Raw genomic sequence first — 16,503 nt, forward strand, 5'->3', positions numbered from 1 at the left:
TCGCTATCCCTTGTATCGTCTGCTCCACGTGACTGATACTGTTTTTCTCCATTAAGGAAACGCCATGTCTTTCTATCCTCACCTGAGCAAACCGCTTGATCTGGGCTTTACCACTTTGCCAAATCGCCTGTTAATGGGTTCCATGCACGTTGGCCTGGAAGAGGTGGACAACGGTTTTGAACGCATGGCGGCGTTCTATGCAGAACGTGCGCGTGGTGGCGTTGCGCTGATCGTGACCGGCGGTATTGCGCCGAATGAGCGCGCGCGCCCTATGCATGGCGGCGCGATGCTGACCACCGAAGCAGAAGCGGCACATCACCGCATCGTGACCGATGCCGTGCATCGTGAAGGCGGCAAAATCGCGATGCAGATTCTGCATTTCGGACGTTATTCGTATCAGCCGACGCTGGTTGCACCAAGCGCGATCAAAGCGCCGATCAACCCGTTCACGCCACATGCGCTGACGACTGAAGAAGTTGCACAGACAATCGATGACTTCGTCCGTTGTGCCGGTCTGGCGCAATCTGCAGGCTATGACGGTGTCGAGGTGATGGGCTCAGAAGGCTATCTGATCAACGAGTTCATCGCTGCCCGCACGAACCAGCGTGATGATGAATGGGGCGGGGCGTATGAAAACCGTATCCGTTTTCCGGTCGAAATCGTGCGCCGTATCCGCGAAAAAGTCGGCAGCAATTTCATCATCATCTATCGCCTGTCCATGCTCGATCTGGTCGAAGGCGGCTCCACACTGGACGAAGTCATTCAACTTGCCAAAGCTATCGAAGAGGCAGGCGCGACCATCATCAATACCGGCATAGGCTGGCATGAAGCACGTATCCCGACGATTGCGACCAAGGTGCCGCGTGCGGCTTATGCTTGGGTGACGCAGAAACTTAAAGGCCATGTGACTATTCCGCTGGTCGCAACGAACCGTATCAATACACCGGATGTGGCTGAGCAATTGCTGGCGGATGATTTCTGCGACATGGTCTCGATGGCGCGTCCTTTATTGGCTGACCCACTGTTCATGCGCAAGGCAGAACAAGGCAAGGCAGATGAGATTAACACCTGCATCGGTTGTAATCAGGCGTGTCTGGATCACACTTTCGGCGGCAAGATTACGTCCTGTCTGGTGAATCCACGTGCGTGTCATGAAACCGAGCTGCTCAATGCAAAGCTGGACAAGGCCAAGCGTATCGCTGTTGTCGGTGCCGGGCCAGCCGGTCTGAGTTTTGCGACGACCGCCGCCAGCCGCGGGCATGACGTCACCTTATTTGATGCGGGGGCCGAGATCGGTGGGCAATTCAATATTGCGAAACAAGTGCCGGGCAAAGAAGAGTTTTATGAAACCCTGCGTTACTTTGCGAAGCAGATCACGCTGACCGGCGTCAAACTCCGTTTGAATACGCTGGTCACTGCCGATGAATTGAGTTCCTTTGATGAGATCGTGCTGGCAACGGGCATCACACCGCGGACGCCGGAAATTGAAGGCGTGACTCATCCAAAAGTATTGAGTTACCTCGATGTGTTGCGGGACAAGAAAGCCGTTGGTAAGAGCGTGGCAATTATCGGCGCCGGTGGCATAGGTTTTGACGTGGCGGAATATCTGAGCCATAGCGGCACCAGCCCTAGTCTGGATCCGAAAAAATTCTTTGCCGAATGGGGTGTGGATACCAGCTATCAGACTGTCGGCGGTTTGGCAGAAGCAGATATTGAAAAGCCGGCACGACAAATTTTCTTGTTACAGCGTAAGGTCTCTAAAGTGGGCGACGGACTGGGTAAAACCACAGGCTGGATACATCGTACCGGGCTCAAGAACCGCGGCGTGCATATGTTTGCCGGTGTCACTTACAACAAGATTGATGATGCGGGCTTGCATGTGACCATCGATGGTCAGCAAAAAACACTGCCAGTCGATAACGTCATTCTGTGTGCAGGTCAGGAACCGCGCCGTGATTTGCAGGCGGCTTTGGAAGCAGCAGGAAAAACCGTGCATCTGATCGGCGGCGCTGATGTTGCAGCCGAACTGGACGCCAAACGGGCGATTAATCAGGGTACACGCCTGGCAGCAACGATCTGATAAAAAAGGGAGGAGACATTGATGAATCAACTGCACCCACAAGCAGCGGCATCTTTACAACGTTGGCATCAGATGATTGCTGCACGTGATCTTAACGGGCTGGCTGAGATCGTTCATCCCGAAGCTGTATTCCGTTCCCCGATGGCACACCAGCCGTATGCCAGCGCGCAGGCGGTCGTGCTGATCCTGGGTACGGTGATACAGGTATTTCAGGACTTTACTTATCATCGTGAATTCGTGTCTGACGACGGGCTCAATGTGGTGCTTGAATTCAGTGCCCGGGTTGGCGACAAGCAGCTCAAGGGCATTGACATGATTGCTTTCGACGATACCGGCAAGATACGAGATTTTGAAGTGATGGTCAGACCGATGAGTGGCTTACAGGCGCTGGGTCAGGAAATGGGCGCAAGACTGGCACAATATTTACCTGCTTATAAAGCTGCTAAAACTGCTAAAACTGCTAAAGCGGCAGAGTGATTCTGACAAATACCGGATACTGCGGCAGGTATTGCCGCACGTTCGGTATGCGCTTACTTGTTCGCTGCCCGCTTTAAAAAACGCATCAGACCGCCGAGCAACGGGAGTTTTTCGTACAGTTCCTCGGCGGCATCCCAGTAATCCCTGTGCATGGTGACGCGTCCATCGGTGGCAAAGCAGATGTGGGTCGCACCGCGTATGCATTGTTCTTCCCTGCTGAAACGCTTCATCGTGAACAGGAAATCCCAGCATAAAAATGCATTGTCGCCTTGCAGTACGGTGGAGGTCACCAGAAAACGCGGTTGATCCACCTGCTCAAACATATGCAGAAAAATCCGCCTGATATTGTTGGTGCCGCGCACTTCATTAAACGGGTCTTTGAAATACGCATCTTCGGTATAAATCCGGCCAATATCATCGACCCCGTTGAGGCTGATGGTTTCAAAAAAACTCACCAGTTTATCCAGACTGGCCTGATGTTCCTGAGGGTTCATTTATAGTCCTGTCACTTTATGTACAAGATAAAAATAACCGCGATAAGGCAGTAAACGCGCCAGTCGCAGCCAGTTGGTAAAACGTTTAGGGAAATGAATATGAAATTCGCCTTGCTCCAGACCCCGCACCAATGCTTGCGCTGCAGCCGGTGCTGTCATTAAGGCCGGCATATCAAAATCGTTATTTGCCGTCATCGGCGTGGCGACAAAGCCGGGATTAATCATATACACCCCAATGTTTTTCGGATGCAGATCCACATACAGTGATTCGCACAGATTAATGATCGCCGCCTTACTTGGCCCGTATGCCAGCGCTTTTGGCAAACCGGAATAGCCAGCAACCGAACCGACGATGCCGATACCGCCTGCACCCTGTTTTAACAAGGTGGGCAGTATTACCTCCAGGCACTGGTACACCCCACGCACATTGACGTCGAGCACGTGGTTGGCGTCGGCGAGATTAAAACTGTCTGCCCGCATTTCATTGTAGGCGCCGGCGACCACTAAAACCAGATCAAGCTGTTGCCACTCTGCGAGCAATTGCGTATGCGCTGTTTGTAAACTGACGAGATCTGTCATGTCCAGTGGCAAGGTCAGTGCTTTCGGGTAGGCTAGTGCGATGTGTCGCAGTTGCTCCCGGTTACGGGCAGAGAGAGCGACTTTCGCGCCTTTGGTCAGCAGCAGCCGTGCTACTTCGGCGCCGATCCCGGTTGATGCGCCGATGATCCAGACACGTTTTCCTTGCCAGTCGCGTATGCGTGGATTCATTTTGTCTGTCCATCGCGTTTTGTGAACGACAAAGTCACACTGCCGAGATCAACGCCAAATTTGCGCATGATCGCGCGGTTCAGCATGACTTTGTCATCCATCAGCACCATCACATCGTCAAAATCAACGTGATACACAGTGCCGTCAACGGGAAGTGCCAACACATAATTCCAATGCAGAGTGTTACCTGAAACGATGCCCTGCGCTTCTCCGATCACGTCCGGGGCAGTACCCGTATAGCGGTCGGGCGCAGTCTGTTTCAAGGTCCAGATGCGTTTTTGTTTAGTGCCGTCAGAGTAAGTAAAGTCTTCATCCAGCGTGCCGGTATCGCCATTCCATTGGCAACGCATGACGACGGTGAAGCGTTTGACTATCTTGCCGGAACGGTCCTGAAACATACCCCAGGCGTCGAGCGTGCCATTAAAGTATTGCTGTAATACGAGCTTCGGCTTTTCCTTCGCATAAAGAGCCGGGTCATAAGTGCTGGCGCAGGATGCCAGCAACAGACTGGCAGCCAGCACGACAATATTTTTAAATACGTGATGTAGTTTCATAGTGTCTTTCAGCGGTGACGGGAACGAATTATTGAGACGTATTCTGATGACCCAACAACTTGTTGCGTAAATTCGGCGCAGAGGTTTTTTTGTCTAACCAGATCGCAAAAAAAGAGTGTGCAAATTCAGGGTCGCGAATTTCACCGAGGAGCTTGCCGTTCAGATAAAAACGCGCCGCCTCATTAGGAATATGAATGCCGGTAATCCGGCTGCCTTCTTTGACATCCGGAAAGATGCCTTTCATCTGCAGCAGCCATTGCTGCCGTTTTTCCGTTGTGCCGAGCTTCAGTTTGCCGATTTCATCGATGCTGGCTTCGGCGATTTTGCTGCCATAGAGATTTCTGGCGTAGGTCAGATCCAGCGCGAAACGCTGGCGGATGTCGGGTGGGCTTCCTGCCGACATCCAAAGCGCAGCGTCATAAATTGCCAGCCCGAACCAGCGGTAGGTCCCTGTTCCCTGCAACACCGCCTGCGGTATCTCGTCGCGTATCGGCGGCGGCGCCTCAGTTGCCGCAGCCTGAACACTACAGGCCAGAATGCAGATGCTCAGCAAGAGAGTCGACAGATAACGGTGTGCGGCAACGGTTATCATTTTTTGACCAAGGTAAATTGCGCCACGTCGATATTGCCAGCGCGGAATCCTGCTTCGCAATACGCGAGATAAAATTCCCAGGTACGTAAAAATTCGTCGTCGAATCCCTGTGCCCTTACTTCCGCCAGTTTTTCCATGAATGCTTTGCGCCACTCAAGCAATGTGCGTGCGTAATCCAGACCGAAGGTAAAAGTATCAATGACCTGTAAGCCGTATTGCTCTGCCAGTTGGTGAAACTTTTCTATCGACGGCAACATGCCGCCGGGGAAAATATATTGCTGAATAAAATCGGTGCCTTTGCGATAACGCTCAAATAATTCATCCGCAATCGTGATGCTTTGTATGCAGGCTCGCCCACCTTGTTTCAGATTACGTTGCAGACAGGCGAAATAGCCGGGCCAGTATTCTTCTCCGACTGCTTCAAACATTTCTATCGAAGCGATGGCATCGTAGTCACCATGGGCATCGCGGTAATCCTGTATCTGCAGATCGCTGCGTGCATGCAGACCGGCACGTTTCAGGCGTTCGCGGGCAAAATGCAATTGTTCGGTCGATAGCGTCAGTCCCGTCACATGGGCTTGTGCATCGCGTGTTGCCATTTCCGCGAAGCCACCCCAGCCACAGCCGATTTCCAGCACTTTCGCTTGCGTGGGCAGATTCAGTTGTTGCAGGATGCGACGGTATTTCATCTGTTGCGCATCATGCAGACTTTCCACCTGATCCGAGGAAAAGATGGCGCTGGAATAGGTCATGGAAGGGTCCAGCCACAGACGATAAAAGTCGTTACCGATATCGTAGTGGGCATGAATATTTTTTTTGCTGCCCGCTTTCGAGTTCCGGTTCAACAGATGTTTGATGCGGTATAAAAGATTGCCCCACCAGGTACCGTAGATGACGGATTCGAGTTGCGCGCGGTTACGCGTTATCAGTTCTATCAGTCCCGCCAGATGCGTGCTTGTCCAGTGACCGGCAATATAGCTTTCGGCAAAACCGATGTCGCCGGATTTCAGTACTGCGCGGCAGAGCTGCCAGTTATTCATTTCCAGCATCACGTGGCGGTTGCCGTCATCAGCACGGCCAAAGCGCGCGATCTGCCCATCCGGAAACTGTATGCTCAGACTACCGTGCTCCAGCCGGTTCAGTAAGCCAATAACAAAGCGGGCTTCGGCAGGAAACTGCGTGGTGTCCAGTTGTTTTGTCTGGCTGTTGTCAGGCGACAAAGTAGGATGCAAAGTGCTCATCGGCTAACCTCTTGCGATGGTGGAGTTGGTTTGGAAAAAAATGGAACGCGTTTTAACCACAGGCGCAATGCTTGCAGATGGATGCGGGCAACGACACCGAAAGTCATCAGCGGGTAGCGCAACATCACTTTGACGATCTGTTGATCCGCCATTGCCTGCTCCTCACCAGAGACGCTGGTGATCAGCACCGGCCCCTGACGATCATCGTAATCAATTCTGGCGACGTGGCGTATGTTGTGCTGCGTATCGTGCTGCTGTGTCTGTAAAAAACGGAAGCGGTAATTGCCTTCTACTGCACAGAAAGGCGAAACGTGAAAGATTTTTTTTGCATGTAGTTCCTGCCCGTTGAGCAGCGTGTCGCCTTGCTCCAGTAAATAGACATGCTTTTCACCAAAGGTATTGCGAACCTCACAGACAATCGCTCTGAGGCTGCCATCGCGGCGGTGGCAAAACCAGAAAGACACAGGATTAAACACATAGCCAATCACACGTGGAAAACATTGCAGCCAGATTTCACCGTCGGCGTCATTGATTCCGTGGTCGTGCAATAACGCATCCAGCCACTTGCTGAGCGGCTGTTGAGCATCGCCATGATCTTTGTCGAAAAATGACAGCAGATTAAAACGATTGTGTGAAAAAAAGCGGGCATGCACCGGCAAGGTTTGTGACGTCAGCGCACGTACAGGTACACGGATAAAAAAGACGCCGTAACGAAACGCATTTTTTGCCGGGCGCAGGCGTTTATGCATGACCTCACCGATACACAGACGTATCGTCGGTGATGCGGTCTGCTGTTTCAGTGTAGCGTTATCTGCTTGTGTCATCGTTTATTGGGCTGAGATAAAGCGATCGGTGTCAGGCTGCAAGTGGCCTCACCAGCGTCTGGCTGGCGATAATATTTTTTGCGACGCGCAAGCCGGATTTCAGGCCATCCTCGTGGAAGCCGTAACCCGTCCAGGCCCCGGCAAACCAGATCTGTCGTTGGCCCTGTATCTGATTCAGCATGGTTTGTGCCTTGACTGCCGCAGAATCAAACACAGGATGGGCATAATCAAAGCTGGCAATGATTTTTTCCGGTGCCGGTTCTTGAATTGGATTCAGGCTGACGATAACCGGGGTTGTGAATGGCAGCGGCTGCAATTGATTGATCAGATAATGCACGCAGACTTGCGGCTCTTTTCCATTCGCACTCTGGTAATTCCAGGCGGACCAGGCTTTGCGGTTCTCCGGCAAAAAGCTGGCGTCGGTATGCAGTACCGCGCGGTTAGGCTGGTATTTCACTGCCGATAATATCTGTTGTTCCGAGGTGGTGCTGTCTGTCAGCATTTTCAACGACTGATCGCTGTGTGTCGCCATGACGACGTGGTCAAACTCTTCAATGCCTCTTGCCGATATGACGCTGACCCGTCCTGATGCACTGTTCTTTACCGCACTGACTGGCGCATGCAGATAGGTGTGGGCAATATGTGGCAGAAGCTGTTCAACATAATGTCGGGCACCGCCTTTGACGGTACGCCATTGCGGCCTGTCGTTGACCTGTAATAAACCGTGGTTGTGGCAAAAATTGACGAACGACGATAAAGGAAATTCCATCATGGTCGCAGTCGGGCAAGACCAGATGCAGGCTGCCATCGGCAACAGATACCAGTGGATAAATTCTTCGCTATAACGATGCTGCTGCAAAAATTGACCCAGCGGAATGTGGAAATCATGCGTTGCTTCCGCTTTTGCCATCGCGGTCGTCTGTTTATTGAAACGCAGGATGTCGCGCAACATGCGCAGAAAGCGTGGATTCAACAGGTTACGTCGTTGTGTGAACACGGTATCCAGATTGGCACCTGCCCATTCCAGATATCTTCCGGCTATCGGCATTTTGACCGAGAACGACATATCAGTCGCGACAGTTTCTATTTGCAGTTCTTTAAATAACCGGACCAGATTCGGATAGGTTTTGTGGTTAAACACCAGGAAGCCGGTATCGACGCCATAGGTTTTTCCTTCCAGCGTCACATCAACGGTATGCGTGTGTCCGCCAAAATAACTGTCTGCCTCAAACAGACTGACTTCGTGGTGTGCGCGGGATAATTCATAAGCGCAGGAGAGGCCGGAGATGCCGGAACCGATGACCGCAATTTTCATCATTTTTTAACGATAAATTTTTTTGTAATGAATGCCGCCCAACAAGCTTGCATTCCCGACTTACGCTTATTTCAGCCATGCTCTGTTACCGACCCGACCGGGAGGAAATACAGATTTCTACCCGTTGCCGATACGCCTGAGTTAAAATATGACCTGATGTTTCATTTCGTGACTGATCAGTCACGAAATATACTACAAAGTTTAAAGTTGTACAGAAAAAAATGATAAAGCTAAAAATTCCCTTTAAAAAACAGCAGTTTGACGCACGTGAAGAAGCGATCATTGATGCGGTCAATCATCTTTTATCTGATAAAGGGTATGACCTGATGACGATGGATGATGTCGCTGATGCGGTCGGCATCGCGAAAGGTAGTCTGTACAAACACTTTTCTTCGAAAGAAAAGCTGGCAGCGGCCGCGCTGACCCGTCTGCTGAAAGCAACACTGGAAGAATTAGACACTCTGCCGGAAGACATGCCTGCGATAGAAAAAATCAGGCATATTCTTGCCTGGTCACTGCGTTTGCGTTTGCAAGGGGGCGTGCCGCATCTGCCATCGACAAGCCGGGCTTTGCAACGTAGCCTGATGCTGAATCTCGATTATGTGACAGTGGCGTTGCGGGTGAATAAGCGCTTTTATGCACTGGTGGCAACGGCACGTAAGCAAGGCGCCTTGACGGCGTTGGTGCCGGATGATGTGCTGGTGTACACCTTGTATTCACGTGCCTGCGATCCGACGATGGAGTTTCTGGTGCGCGACCAGCGGTTGACGCATGAGCAGATCGTTGACGCTATGGTGCACGCCACCATAGGGGGATTTTTGTCAGAGCAGGCGAGAGCACCGGTGGCGTAACATACGCTCTCTTCTGGTTGTTCCTGTAATCCGTGTACTACATCAAAAAAAGGCTGGAAGCCCTTATAAACAGGGGCTTCCAGCCTTTTTTTTCAACGGCGTTTGTATGTAGGCCGTCAGCTTATTCCGCCAGCGCTTTTTCTATATCGGCGACCAGCTTTTTATCGTCCGGCTTAGTCATGCTGCTGTAAGCGGCAACAACGTTGCCTTTACGATCGATCAGGTATTTGTAGAAATTCCACTTCGGCGTTGTGCCTGTCGCTTTGACCAATTGAGCGTGCAGCGGATTGATGTCTTTGCCGGTCACGGATGACTTGGCAAACATAGGAAACTTCACACCATAGGTGTTGTAGCAAAAATCGGCGATTTCCTTACTGTTGCCCGGCTCTTGTTTGCCGAAATCATTTGACGGAAAACCGAGTACGACCAGACCTTTGCTGCTGTATTTGGCATAGGCTTTTTCCAGCCCCTCGTATTGATTGGTAAAGCCGCAATAGCTGGCAGTATTGACGACCAATGCGACTTTCCCTTTGTACTGACAAAGATCTTGCGGCGCATCGTCTTGCAGGCGATTGAATTTGTGATTCAGGATGGCCGGGCAGGCATCCGCTTCCTCAGCGAAGGCCGGGCTGCTGATTGCAGCCAGACTGCCAATAACGGCGGAACAGACAACAGAATACACAACAAAATGTCGCAGCATGGAGGTCTCCTTCATGAAAGAAGCACATAGTAGCCTAGCCAGTAAAAAACTGCTGATCAGGCTCTTTATATGAAAAATGAATATAGATCGTAAAAATACTTCGTTTTCAAATATAAAGTCGCGAATTATTCTGACATCCTCGTTAAACACTGATTCCAAGGATTCCAGATGAAAGCAAAAAAACTCCTGCTCCTCGCCAGCTTCGCGTTTGCCGGTGCGATTCACGGTGCTGCCCAAGCTGCAGACATCACGCTGCTGAATGTTTCCTACGATCCGACACGCGAACTGTATCAGGACGTGAATCAGGCGTTTGCAAAACAATGGCAGGCAAAAACCGGCGACAAAGTCACGATCAAACAGTCGCATGGTGGCTCCGGCAAACAGGCACGTTCGGTGATCGATGGTCTGGATGCCGATGTGGTCACACTTGCGCTGGCGTATGACATCGACGCGATTGCGAATGTGGGTTTGCTGTCAAAAAACTGGCAAAAGCGTCTGACACACAATGCTTCGCCTTACACATCCACCATCGTTTTCCTCGTGCGTAAAGGGAATCCTAAAGGCATTAAAGACTGGGCCGATCTGATTAAGCCCGGCGTATCTGTGATCACTGCGAATCCGAAAACTTCCGGCGGTGCGCGCTGGTCGTATCTGGCGGCGTATGGTTATGCGCTGAAATTGCCAGGCGGTAGCGACGCGTCGGCAAAAGAATATGTGCAAAAGTTGTTTAAAAATGTGCCTGTGCTGGATTCCGGTGCGCGCGGTTCAACGGTGACATTTACCGAACGCGGTATTGGCGACGTGCTGTTGTCATGGGAAAACGAAGCCTATCTGGGACTCAAAGAATTCGGCGCGGATAAATTTGAAATCATCACACCGTCCATCAGTATTCTGGCTGAGCCACCGTTGTCCGTCGTCGATAAAGTGGTCGATAAACGCGGCACGCGCAAAGTGGCTGAGGCTTATCTGAATTACCTCTACACCGACGAGGCACAAGACATTATCGGTAAAAATTTCTATCGTCCGGTCAGTGAAAAAGCGGCGAAAAAATATGCCGGGCAATTCTCGAAAATCAAGTTATTCAATATTGATGACACCTTCAGTGGCTGGACTGTTGCTCAGAAAACCCATTTTGCCGATGGCGGTGTATTTGATCAGATTTATCAGCCAAATAAAAAATAATTGACGCTATCGAGCGCATTGAAGGAATCACTATGACTATTCTCCTGCTTTCCGGTAGCCCGTCTTCGCCGTCGCGCTCCACTCGTCTGCTGCAGTATGCCGGTGAGAAACTCAATGCGCTCGGACAACGTACCGTCAGCCTGCATGTCCGCGATCTGCCGGCGGAAGCGCTGATGAATGCGGATTTTTCCGATACTGAACTGAACGTCGCCAGATTATTGGTCGAACGTGCCGATGCGCTGGTGATTGCCACGCCGATTTACAAAGCAGCTTACAGCGGCTTGTTAAAAGCATTTTTAGACATACTGCCGCAAGACGGCCTGAGCGGAAAAATTGTATTGCCATTGGCGACAGCCGGTAGCCAATCGCACATGCTGGCACTCGATTACGCCTTGCGCCCGGTACTGACATCGCTGTCGGCACGTCATGTACTACCGGGCGTCTATGCAACCGATGCACAGGTTCAGTGGCACGAACAGCAAGGCTTACAGTTGGATGCCGCGATAGCGCAGCGAGTTGCTGACGGTGTGCAATTGTTGGCCGAGAGCCTCTCGTCTTTACGGCATATACAGGCGTCGAAACCGCCAGTCGCAGAACTGATGTGCTGTCGTGCCTGAATTGTGCCTGACTTGCACCTGAACTCATGCAGGTTCAGGAAATGACAGGTTCATCAATCGTGGTTTTCTGAACCGCTGCAACACCGGATATTTACCAGCAATCCCGTAAGCGTTACCGCAATGCCAGATTTCCGGCAGGGGTAAGTCTTGCCTTATCAGTCAAGGAAATGAAATGAGTGAAAATCAGAATACTATCCCGCAACACCGTCATACACGTTACGTTGAACAGGTGAAAAAGACCACTGCACTGCGCCGCAGCGTGCTGACAGGCATGCTGGCATTGACGGCGATTGCTTTTGCCGGAGGCCTGAATGTCGCTCATGCGCAAACGAAAGTCGCAGCGAAAAGTGTCTTGCGCATCGGCTACCAGAAGTACGGCACGCTGACTGTGCTGAAAGGCAGTGCCAGCCTCGAAAAACGCCTTGCGCCGCTGGGTGTGGAAGTGAAATGGACAGAGTTTCCGGCGGGCCCGCAATTGCTGGAAGGTCTGAATGTCGGTAGTGTCGATTTCGGTACCACTGGCGAAGCGCCGCCGATTTTCGCGCAGGCGGCCGGTGCCGATTTACTGTATGTCGGCAATGAACCTGCGGCTCCTGCGGGCGAAGCGATCGTCGTACCGAAAGGCTCTGCACTCAAATCGGTGGCGGATCTGAAGGGCAAAAAAATCGTGCTCAACAAAGGCTCGAATGTGCATTACCTGCTGGTGAAACTGCTGGAAAAAGCCGGGCTTGCGTACAAAGATGTGGAAGTCGTATTTCTCGCACCCGCCGATGCGCGTGCCGCGTTTGAGCGCGGCAGCGTTGATGCCTGGGCGATCTGGGATCCGTTTCTGGCGGCCGCTGAAAAGCAGCTCGGCGCCCGCGTGCTGGCTGACGGCAAAGGCGCTGTCAGCAACCACCAGTTCTATCTCGCTTCACGCTCTTACGCACAGAAGCATCCCGAGATCATCAGTGTGATTCTGGATGAGATCGCCAAGACCGGCGACTGGAGCGCAAAGAACATCAAGGCCACCGCAGCAATTCTGTCGGTGCAGGTCGGTCTGGAACCGACAATCGTTGAACTGTCCGTCGGCCGTTTTTCTTATGGTGTGAAGCCCTTGTCTGAGGCCGTGATTCAGGAACAGCAAAGCATTGCAGATACCTTTGCCGATCTGAAGCTGATTCCGAAACGCATCAACGTACGCGAAGCAGTCTGGCTGCCATCCGGCGCTAAAACATCTGTCCTGAAATAAAGAAAGAAATGCGATGAGCTTGAATATTTTCTGGTTTATTCCTACCCACGGCGATACGCGCTATCTCGGCACCAGCCACGGCGCGCGCGAAATCAGTTACGACTACCTGCGACAAATCGCGGTGGCGGCGGATACTCAGGGCTACGATGGTGTGTTGCTGCCGACCGGTCGCTCTTGCGAAGATGCCTGGGTCGTTGCTTCGAGTTTGATCAGTGCGACGAAAAAACTGAAATTCCTGGTGGCGGTTCGTCCCGGACTCAGCAGTCCGGGTCTGGCAGTGCGCATGGCGTCCACCTTTGATCGTTTGTCGAACGGGCGCTTGCTGGTCAATATCGTTACCGGTGGCGATCAGGGCGAACTCGAAGCCGATGGCGTCTTTGCCGACCACGAAAAACGTTATGAAATCACCGACGAATTTTTACGCATCTGGCGCGCATCGCTGGCGGGTGAAGGTGGTGATGCCGGTTATGATTTCAGCGGAAAACACCTGACCGTGAAAGGTGCGAAGACCCTCTATCCACCGGTGCAAAAGCCGCATCCGCCTTTGTATTTCGGCGGCTCATCGGCACCAGCGCACGAGCTCGCAGCAGAACAGGTCGACGTCTATCTGACCTGGGGCGAACCACCTGCGGCCGTGGCTGAAAAAATCGCCGACATGCGCGCACGCGCCGCTAAGCATGGCCGCACTTTGCGCTTTGGTATCCGTCTGCATGTGATTGTGCGTGAAACCAATGAAGAAGCCTGGGCGGCAGCAAATGATCTGATCCGTTATGTTGATGATGAGGTGATTGCGCGCGCGCAGAAAGCGTTTGCGAAGATGGATTCAGTCGGTCAGCAAAGGATGTCGGCGCTGCACGGCGGCAAGCGCGACAAACTCGAAGTCTCGCCGAATCTGTGGGCGGGTGTCGGGCTGGTACGCGGTGGTGCCGGAACGGCGCTGGTCGGTGATCCGGAAACCGTGGCGGCACGCATCAAAGAATATGCAGCACTCGGCATTGAGACCTTTATTTTTTCCGGTTATCCGCATCTGGAAGAATCGTATCGTTTTGCCGAACTGGTGTTTCCGCTGATAGGAAAATCGGTGCCGCGTGTGACGAGTTCGCTCACAGGCCCTTTCGGCGAAGTGATTGCGAATTCCATCGCACCGCAGGTTTCGCAAAGCTAGGAGCACAGCATGGCGTCGCCGCTTATTACTGAGATCAATGAATTCAATGAATTCGCCGGGCTTGCAGACGACTTGTCGCAGACCTTCCGACGTCGCGAATCGGCGCGCCCAGCCACGCCGTGGCGTCTTCATGCCTTGCGCATTTTGCGTGCCTTGGCACCGTGGGCGGTGCCGCTGTTATTGCTGGTGATCTGGCAGGTGTCGGCGCAACAGGGCTGGTTATCGAGCCGCATTCTGCCGGAGCCGCTGGCAGTCGCGAAAGCCTTCTGGAATCTGAGCGTTTCAGGTGAAATTTTTATCCACGCCAGAACCAGCCTGTGGCGTGCGGTGTCGGGTTTTGTGATTGGCGGCGGTCTGGGCTTGTTGCTCGGTTTGCTGACTGGTACTTTCCGCACTGCTGAAACCCTGCTCGATACCAGCTTGCAGATGATACGCAATATCCCGGCGCTGGCGCTGATACCGCTGGTGATTTTATGGTTTGGGATCGATGAAACGGCGAAGCTGTTTCTGGTGTCGGTCGGCGTATTTTTTCCGGTGTATCTGAATACCTTTCACGGCATACGTTCCGTCGATCAGGGCTTGATAGAAATGGCGCGTAGCTACGGCTTGTCGGGCTGGGCTTTATACCGTGATGTGATTTTGCCCGGCGCTTTGCCTTCTATTCTGGTCGGCGTGCGTTTTGCGCTGGGGCTGGTGTGGGTCTTACTGATTGTTGCTGAAACCATTTCAGCGCAGGCGGGTATCGGCTACATGACCATGAATGCGCGTGAATTTTTGCAGACCGATGTCGTGTTGGTGGGGATTTTGCTGTACGCCCTGCTCGGAAAAATCGCCGACGTATTGTCACGCGCACTTGAACATTACTGGCTGCGCTGGCATCCGGGTTATCAGAGAAAGCTTACATGATGTCGAAGCTCATATATTCCCCCTCGCCAGCGGTGGCGCGTATTGCCGCGCTCAGGCAAGAGCTGGACGATGGCATCAGCCAAGTCACTGAATATGCGGCGCAGCCGACATCTGCTGCGGACGTGATCAGACAATACAGTGGGCAGGACAGCAGACAAGACAGTAGAAAAGAACTGAGCCCAGCGCAGAAATCGTCGCAGATTTCACCTCTGCCACATTTGCCACGTCAGACGCCGCAATCAGGCACGGCCATCCGTATTCAGAATTTGCAAAAATCGTACAAGGCCCGCAGCGTGCTGAAGTCGTTGCAACTAGATATCGAAGCCGGTGAGTTTGTTGCGGTGATCGGTCGCAGCGGCTGCGGTAAAAGCACCTTGCTGCGCCTGATCGCTGGTCTGGAAAAAGCCGACAGCGGCAACCTGGAGTTTGCCCAGCAGGATGCTCAGCACGATGGGCAGAACAACGGGCAAAACAACCGCCGCCCTGAAACCCGCGTGATGTTTCAGGATTCGCGGCTGCTGCCGTGGAAAACCGTGCTCGATAACGTCGCCCTTGGTTTACACGGTCGTCGCAGCGATGCAGTTGCGGCGCTGAACAAGGTCGCGCTGGCTGAGCGCGCTGGCGAGTGGCCATCGGTATTGTCCGGTGGTCAGCGTCAGCGCGTTGCGCTGGCCAGAGCGCTGGTGCATGAGCCGACCCTGTTGCTGCTGGATGAGCCGCTGGGTGCGCTCGATGCTTTGACGCGCATTGAGATGCAAAGCCTGATTGAGCAACTTTGGCAACAGCGCGGCTTCACCGCTTTGCTGGTCACGCATGATGTGCAGGAAGCGATTGCACTGGCTGATCGTGTGATTCTGATTGAAGACGGTCAGATCACGCTGGATCAGAAAATCGATTTGCCGCGGCCGCGCGCGCGTGGCAACCCAGTCTTTGCCGCGCTGGAAGAACAGATACTGGCGCGGGTGTTGCAGCGCCCGGCGCAGCAGCCGGATGCGGAACTCGGCGACGTGTCGCTGCTCCGCACGGTCAATCAGGTGACCTGGGCGATTTAGGCCTCAGCTCTGCTGGCAGCTTCAAATCAGCATCAAATCAGTATAAAAATACTCCGGGGGAGTATGTTTTAAACCCCAATGAATTCAAGGACATTAGGGGTGTTTTATTAAAAAAGCGGGGGAGTATCTGTTTTCCGGGATATTTTCCGCATCACAAAGGAAGAAAAATGACAATTCAGGCGATTAATGTACGTAACCAGTTCCGCGGCAAAATCAAAGCGATTATCGAAGGCGATGTTGTCTCCGAAGTCGATGTCGAAACCCCGGCCGGCATCGTGACATCGGTGATCACGACACGTTCTATCCGCGATCTGAATCTGGTGGTCGGCAGCGACGTGGTGGCGCTGGTGAAGGCAACCGAAGTCTCGATCGCGAAACTGTAACTGCGCGTACTACGTGTCGTCACAGCGACCACGCACTGACGACCATGCACTGACGGCGTTGCAGAGCAAAA

The 16,503-nt window shown here is 52.7% G+C and carries 18 protein-coding genes; 10 read left to right on the forward strand and 8 right to left on the reverse strand.

The genetic code is table 11. From position 1 onward, the window contains the following. Positions 1 to 64 precede the first annotated feature (64 nt). Both H8K38_RS08745 and H8K38_RS08750 read left to right on the forward strand, forming a co-directional pair. A complete protein-coding gene (locus H8K38_RS08745; protein ID WP_186884435.1) occupies positions 65 to 2,080 on the forward strand; it encodes an NADPH-dependent 2,4-dienoyl-CoA reductase in 2,016 nt (671 codons plus the stop codon). Positions 2,081 to 2,101: 21 nt separating this feature from the next. Beyond that, a complete protein-coding gene (locus H8K38_RS08750) occupies positions 2,102 to 2,557 on the forward strand; it encodes a nuclear transport factor 2 family protein (protein WP_186884436.1) in 456 nt (151 codons plus the stop codon). A gap of 53 nt (positions 2,558 to 2,610) precedes the next feature. Here the strand turns inward: H8K38_RS08750 and H8K38_RS08755 are convergent, their stop codons facing one another. Genes H8K38_RS08755 through H8K38_RS08785 form a run of 7 tightly spaced genes read right to left on the reverse strand, consistent with a single transcriptional unit; the run spans position 2,611 to position 8,345 of the window. After that, positions 2,611 to 3,051, reverse strand: a complete 441-nt coding sequence (locus H8K38_RS08755) for a nuclear transport factor 2 family protein (RefSeq protein WP_186884437.1) — start codon at positions 3,049 to 3,051, stop codon at positions 2,611 to 2,613. Beyond that, the gene (locus tag H8K38_RS08760) at positions 3,052 to 3,819 is read right to left on the reverse strand and encodes an SDR family NAD(P)-dependent oxidoreductase (RefSeq protein ID WP_186884438.1); all 768 of its coding nucleotides are present in this window, start codon (positions 3,817 to 3,819) and stop codon (positions 3,052 to 3,054) included. Further along, entirely contained in the window at positions 3,816 to 4,373 is a 558-nt protein-coding gene (locus tag H8K38_RS08765) for a DUF3833 domain-containing protein (protein WP_186884439.1), read from the reverse strand. The genes H8K38_RS08760 and H8K38_RS08765 overlap by 4 nt, the downstream gene beginning before the upstream one ends. Positions 4,374 to 4,401: 28 nt before the next feature. Then, positions 4,402 to 4,965 carry a chalcone isomerase family protein gene (locus H8K38_RS08770; protein WP_186884440.1) on the reverse strand — a complete coding sequence of 188 codons (564 nt, stop codon included), beginning with the start codon at positions 4,963 to 4,965 and terminating at the stop codon, positions 4,402 to 4,404. Beyond that, complete coding sequence (locus tag H8K38_RS08775) at positions 4,962 to 6,206, reverse strand: cyclopropane-fatty-acyl-phospholipid synthase family protein (RefSeq protein ID WP_186884441.1); 1,245 nt, start codon at positions 6,204 to 6,206, stop codon at positions 4,962 to 4,964. The genes H8K38_RS08770 and H8K38_RS08775 overlap by 4 nt, the downstream gene beginning before the upstream one ends. Continuing rightward, positions 6,203 to 7,030 carry a DUF1365 domain-containing protein gene (locus H8K38_RS08780; protein ID WP_186884442.1) on the reverse strand — a complete coding sequence of 276 codons (828 nt, stop codon included), beginning with the start codon at positions 7,028 to 7,030 and terminating at the stop codon, positions 6,203 to 6,205. The genes H8K38_RS08775 and H8K38_RS08780 overlap by 4 nt, the downstream gene beginning before the upstream one ends. Before the next feature lie 31 nt (positions 7,031 to 7,061). Further along, positions 7,062 to 8,345 (reverse strand): NAD(P)/FAD-dependent oxidoreductase, encoded by a 1,284-nt coding sequence (locus tag H8K38_RS08785; RefSeq protein WP_186884604.1) that lies wholly within the window; start codon positions 8,343 to 8,345, stop codon positions 7,062 to 7,064. A gap of 221 nt (positions 8,346 to 8,566) precedes the next feature. On the opposite strand from H8K38_RS08785, the gene H8K38_RS08790 reads away from it, so the two are divergent. After that, positions 8,567 to 9,196, forward strand: a complete 630-nt coding sequence (locus tag H8K38_RS08790) for a TetR/AcrR family transcriptional regulator (RefSeq protein WP_186884443.1) — start codon at positions 8,567 to 8,569, stop codon at positions 9,194 to 9,196. A 121-nt stretch (positions 9,197 to 9,317) separates the two neighbouring features. On the opposite strand, the gene H8K38_RS08795 is transcribed toward H8K38_RS08790, so the two are convergent. Then, positions 9,318 to 9,896, reverse strand: coding sequence for a glutathione peroxidase (locus H8K38_RS08795; protein WP_186884444.1), 579 nt, complete (start codon positions 9,894 to 9,896; stop codon positions 9,318 to 9,320). A gap of 168 nt (positions 9,897 to 10,064) precedes the next feature. On the opposite strand from H8K38_RS08795, the gene H8K38_RS08800 reads away from it, so the two are divergent. The 7 genes from H8K38_RS08800 to H8K38_RS08830 all read left to right on the forward strand — a co-directional run bounded on the left by H8K38_RS08800 (position 10,065) and on the right by H8K38_RS08830 (position 16,432). Then, positions 10,065 to 11,078 carry a sulfate ABC transporter substrate-binding protein gene (locus H8K38_RS08800; RefSeq protein WP_186884445.1) on the forward strand — a complete coding sequence of 338 codons (1,014 nt, stop codon included), beginning with the start codon at positions 10,065 to 10,067 and terminating at the stop codon, positions 11,076 to 11,078. Between the two features lie 32 nt (positions 11,079 to 11,110). After that, on the forward strand, positions 11,111 to 11,695 hold the full coding sequence (ssuE, locus tag H8K38_RS08805) for an NADPH-dependent FMN reductase (RefSeq protein WP_186884446.1): 585 nt from the start codon (positions 11,111 to 11,113) through the stop codon (positions 11,693 to 11,695). 271 nt (positions 11,696 to 11,966) lie between these two features. Next, complete coding sequence (locus tag H8K38_RS08810) at positions 11,967 to 12,926, forward strand: sulfonate ABC transporter substrate-binding protein (protein WP_255422891.1); 960 nt, start codon at positions 11,967 to 11,969, stop codon at positions 12,924 to 12,926. Positions 12,927 to 12,945: 19 nt separating this feature from the next. After that, a complete protein-coding gene (ssuD, locus tag H8K38_RS08815) occupies positions 12,946 to 14,091 on the forward strand; it encodes an FMNH2-dependent alkanesulfonate monooxygenase (RefSeq protein ID WP_186884605.1) in 1,146 nt (381 codons plus the stop codon). A gap of 9 nt (positions 14,092 to 14,100) precedes the next feature. Next, complete coding sequence (ssuC, locus tag H8K38_RS08820) at positions 14,101 to 14,997, forward strand: aliphatic sulfonate ABC transporter permease SsuC (protein ID WP_186884448.1); 897 nt, start codon at positions 14,101 to 14,103, stop codon at positions 14,995 to 14,997. A 74-nt stretch (positions 14,998 to 15,071) separates the two neighbouring features. After that, positions 15,072 to 16,049 carry an ATP-binding cassette domain-containing protein gene (locus tag H8K38_RS08825; RefSeq protein ID WP_370587081.1) on the forward strand — a complete coding sequence of 326 codons (978 nt, stop codon included), beginning with the start codon at positions 15,072 to 15,074 and terminating at the stop codon, positions 16,047 to 16,049. A gap of 167 nt (positions 16,050 to 16,216) precedes the next feature. Next, the gene (locus H8K38_RS08830) at positions 16,217 to 16,432 is read left to right on the forward strand and encodes a molybdopterin-binding protein (protein ID WP_186884449.1); all 216 of its coding nucleotides are present in this window, start codon (positions 16,217 to 16,219) and stop codon (positions 16,430 to 16,432) included. The last annotated feature ends 71 nt before the right edge of the window (positions 16,433 to 16,503 follow it).

It is taken from the genome of Undibacterium sp. FT79W (genome assembly GCF_014284215.1).
Taxonomy (GTDB): domain Bacteria; phylum Pseudomonadota; class Gammaproteobacteria; order Burkholderiales; family Burkholderiaceae_D; genus Undibacterium; species Undibacterium aquatile.

Excerpts from the sequence above, each read along its gene's own strand:
- H8K38_RS08745 (WP_186884435.1), top strand. The coding sequence starts at position 65 with ATGTCTTTCTATCCTCACCTGAGCAAACCGCTTGATCTGGGCTTTACC.
- H8K38_RS08750 (WP_186884436.1), top strand. The coding sequence starts at position 2,102 with ATGAATCAACTGCACCCACAAGCAGCGGCATCTTTACAACGTTGGCAT.
- H8K38_RS08755 (WP_186884437.1), bottom strand. The coding sequence starts at position 3,051 with ATGAACCCTCAGGAACATCAGGCCAGTCTGGATAAACTGGTGAGTTTT.
- H8K38_RS08760 (WP_186884438.1), bottom strand. The coding sequence starts at position 3,819 with ATGAATCCACGCATACGCGACTGGCAAGGAAAACGTGTCTGGATCATC.
- H8K38_RS08765 (WP_186884439.1), bottom strand. The coding sequence starts at position 4,373 with ATGAAACTACATCACGTATTTAAAAATATTGTCGTGCTGGCTGCCAGT.
- H8K38_RS08770 (WP_186884440.1), bottom strand. The coding sequence starts at position 4,965 with ATGATAACCGTTGCCGCACACCGTTATCTGTCGACTCTCTTGCTGAGC.
- H8K38_RS08775 (WP_186884441.1), bottom strand. The coding sequence starts at position 6,206 with ATGAGCACTTTGCATCCTACTTTGTCGCCTGACAACAGCCAGACAAAA.
- H8K38_RS08780 (WP_186884442.1), bottom strand. The coding sequence starts at position 7,030 with ATGACACAAGCAGATAACGCTACACTGAAACAGCAGACCGCATCACCG.
- H8K38_RS08785 (WP_186884604.1), bottom strand. The coding sequence starts at position 8,345 with ATGAAAATTGCGGTCATCGGTTCCGGCATCTCCGGCCTCTCCTGCGCT.
- H8K38_RS08790 (WP_186884443.1), top strand. The coding sequence starts at position 8,567 with ATGATAAAGCTAAAAATTCCCTTTAAAAAACAGCAGTTTGACGCACGT.
- H8K38_RS08795 (WP_186884444.1), bottom strand. The coding sequence starts at position 9,896 with ATGCTGCGACATTTTGTTGTGTATTCTGTTGTCTGTTCCGCCGTTATT.
- H8K38_RS08800 (WP_186884445.1), top strand. The coding sequence starts at position 10,065 with ATGAAAGCAAAAAAACTCCTGCTCCTCGCCAGCTTCGCGTTTGCCGGT.
- ssuE (WP_186884446.1), top strand. The coding sequence starts at position 11,111 with ATGACTATTCTCCTGCTTTCCGGTAGCCCGTCTTCGCCGTCGCGCTCC.
- H8K38_RS08810 (WP_255422891.1), top strand. The coding sequence starts at position 11,967 with ATGCTGGCATTGACGGCGATTGCTTTTGCCGGAGGCCTGAATGTCGCT.
- ssuC (WP_186884448.1), top strand. The coding sequence starts at position 14,101 with ATGGCGTCGCCGCTTATTACTGAGATCAATGAATTCAATGAATTCGCC.
- H8K38_RS08830 (WP_186884449.1), top strand. The coding sequence starts at position 16,217 with ATGACAATTCAGGCGATTAATGTACGTAACCAGTTCCGCGGCAAAATC.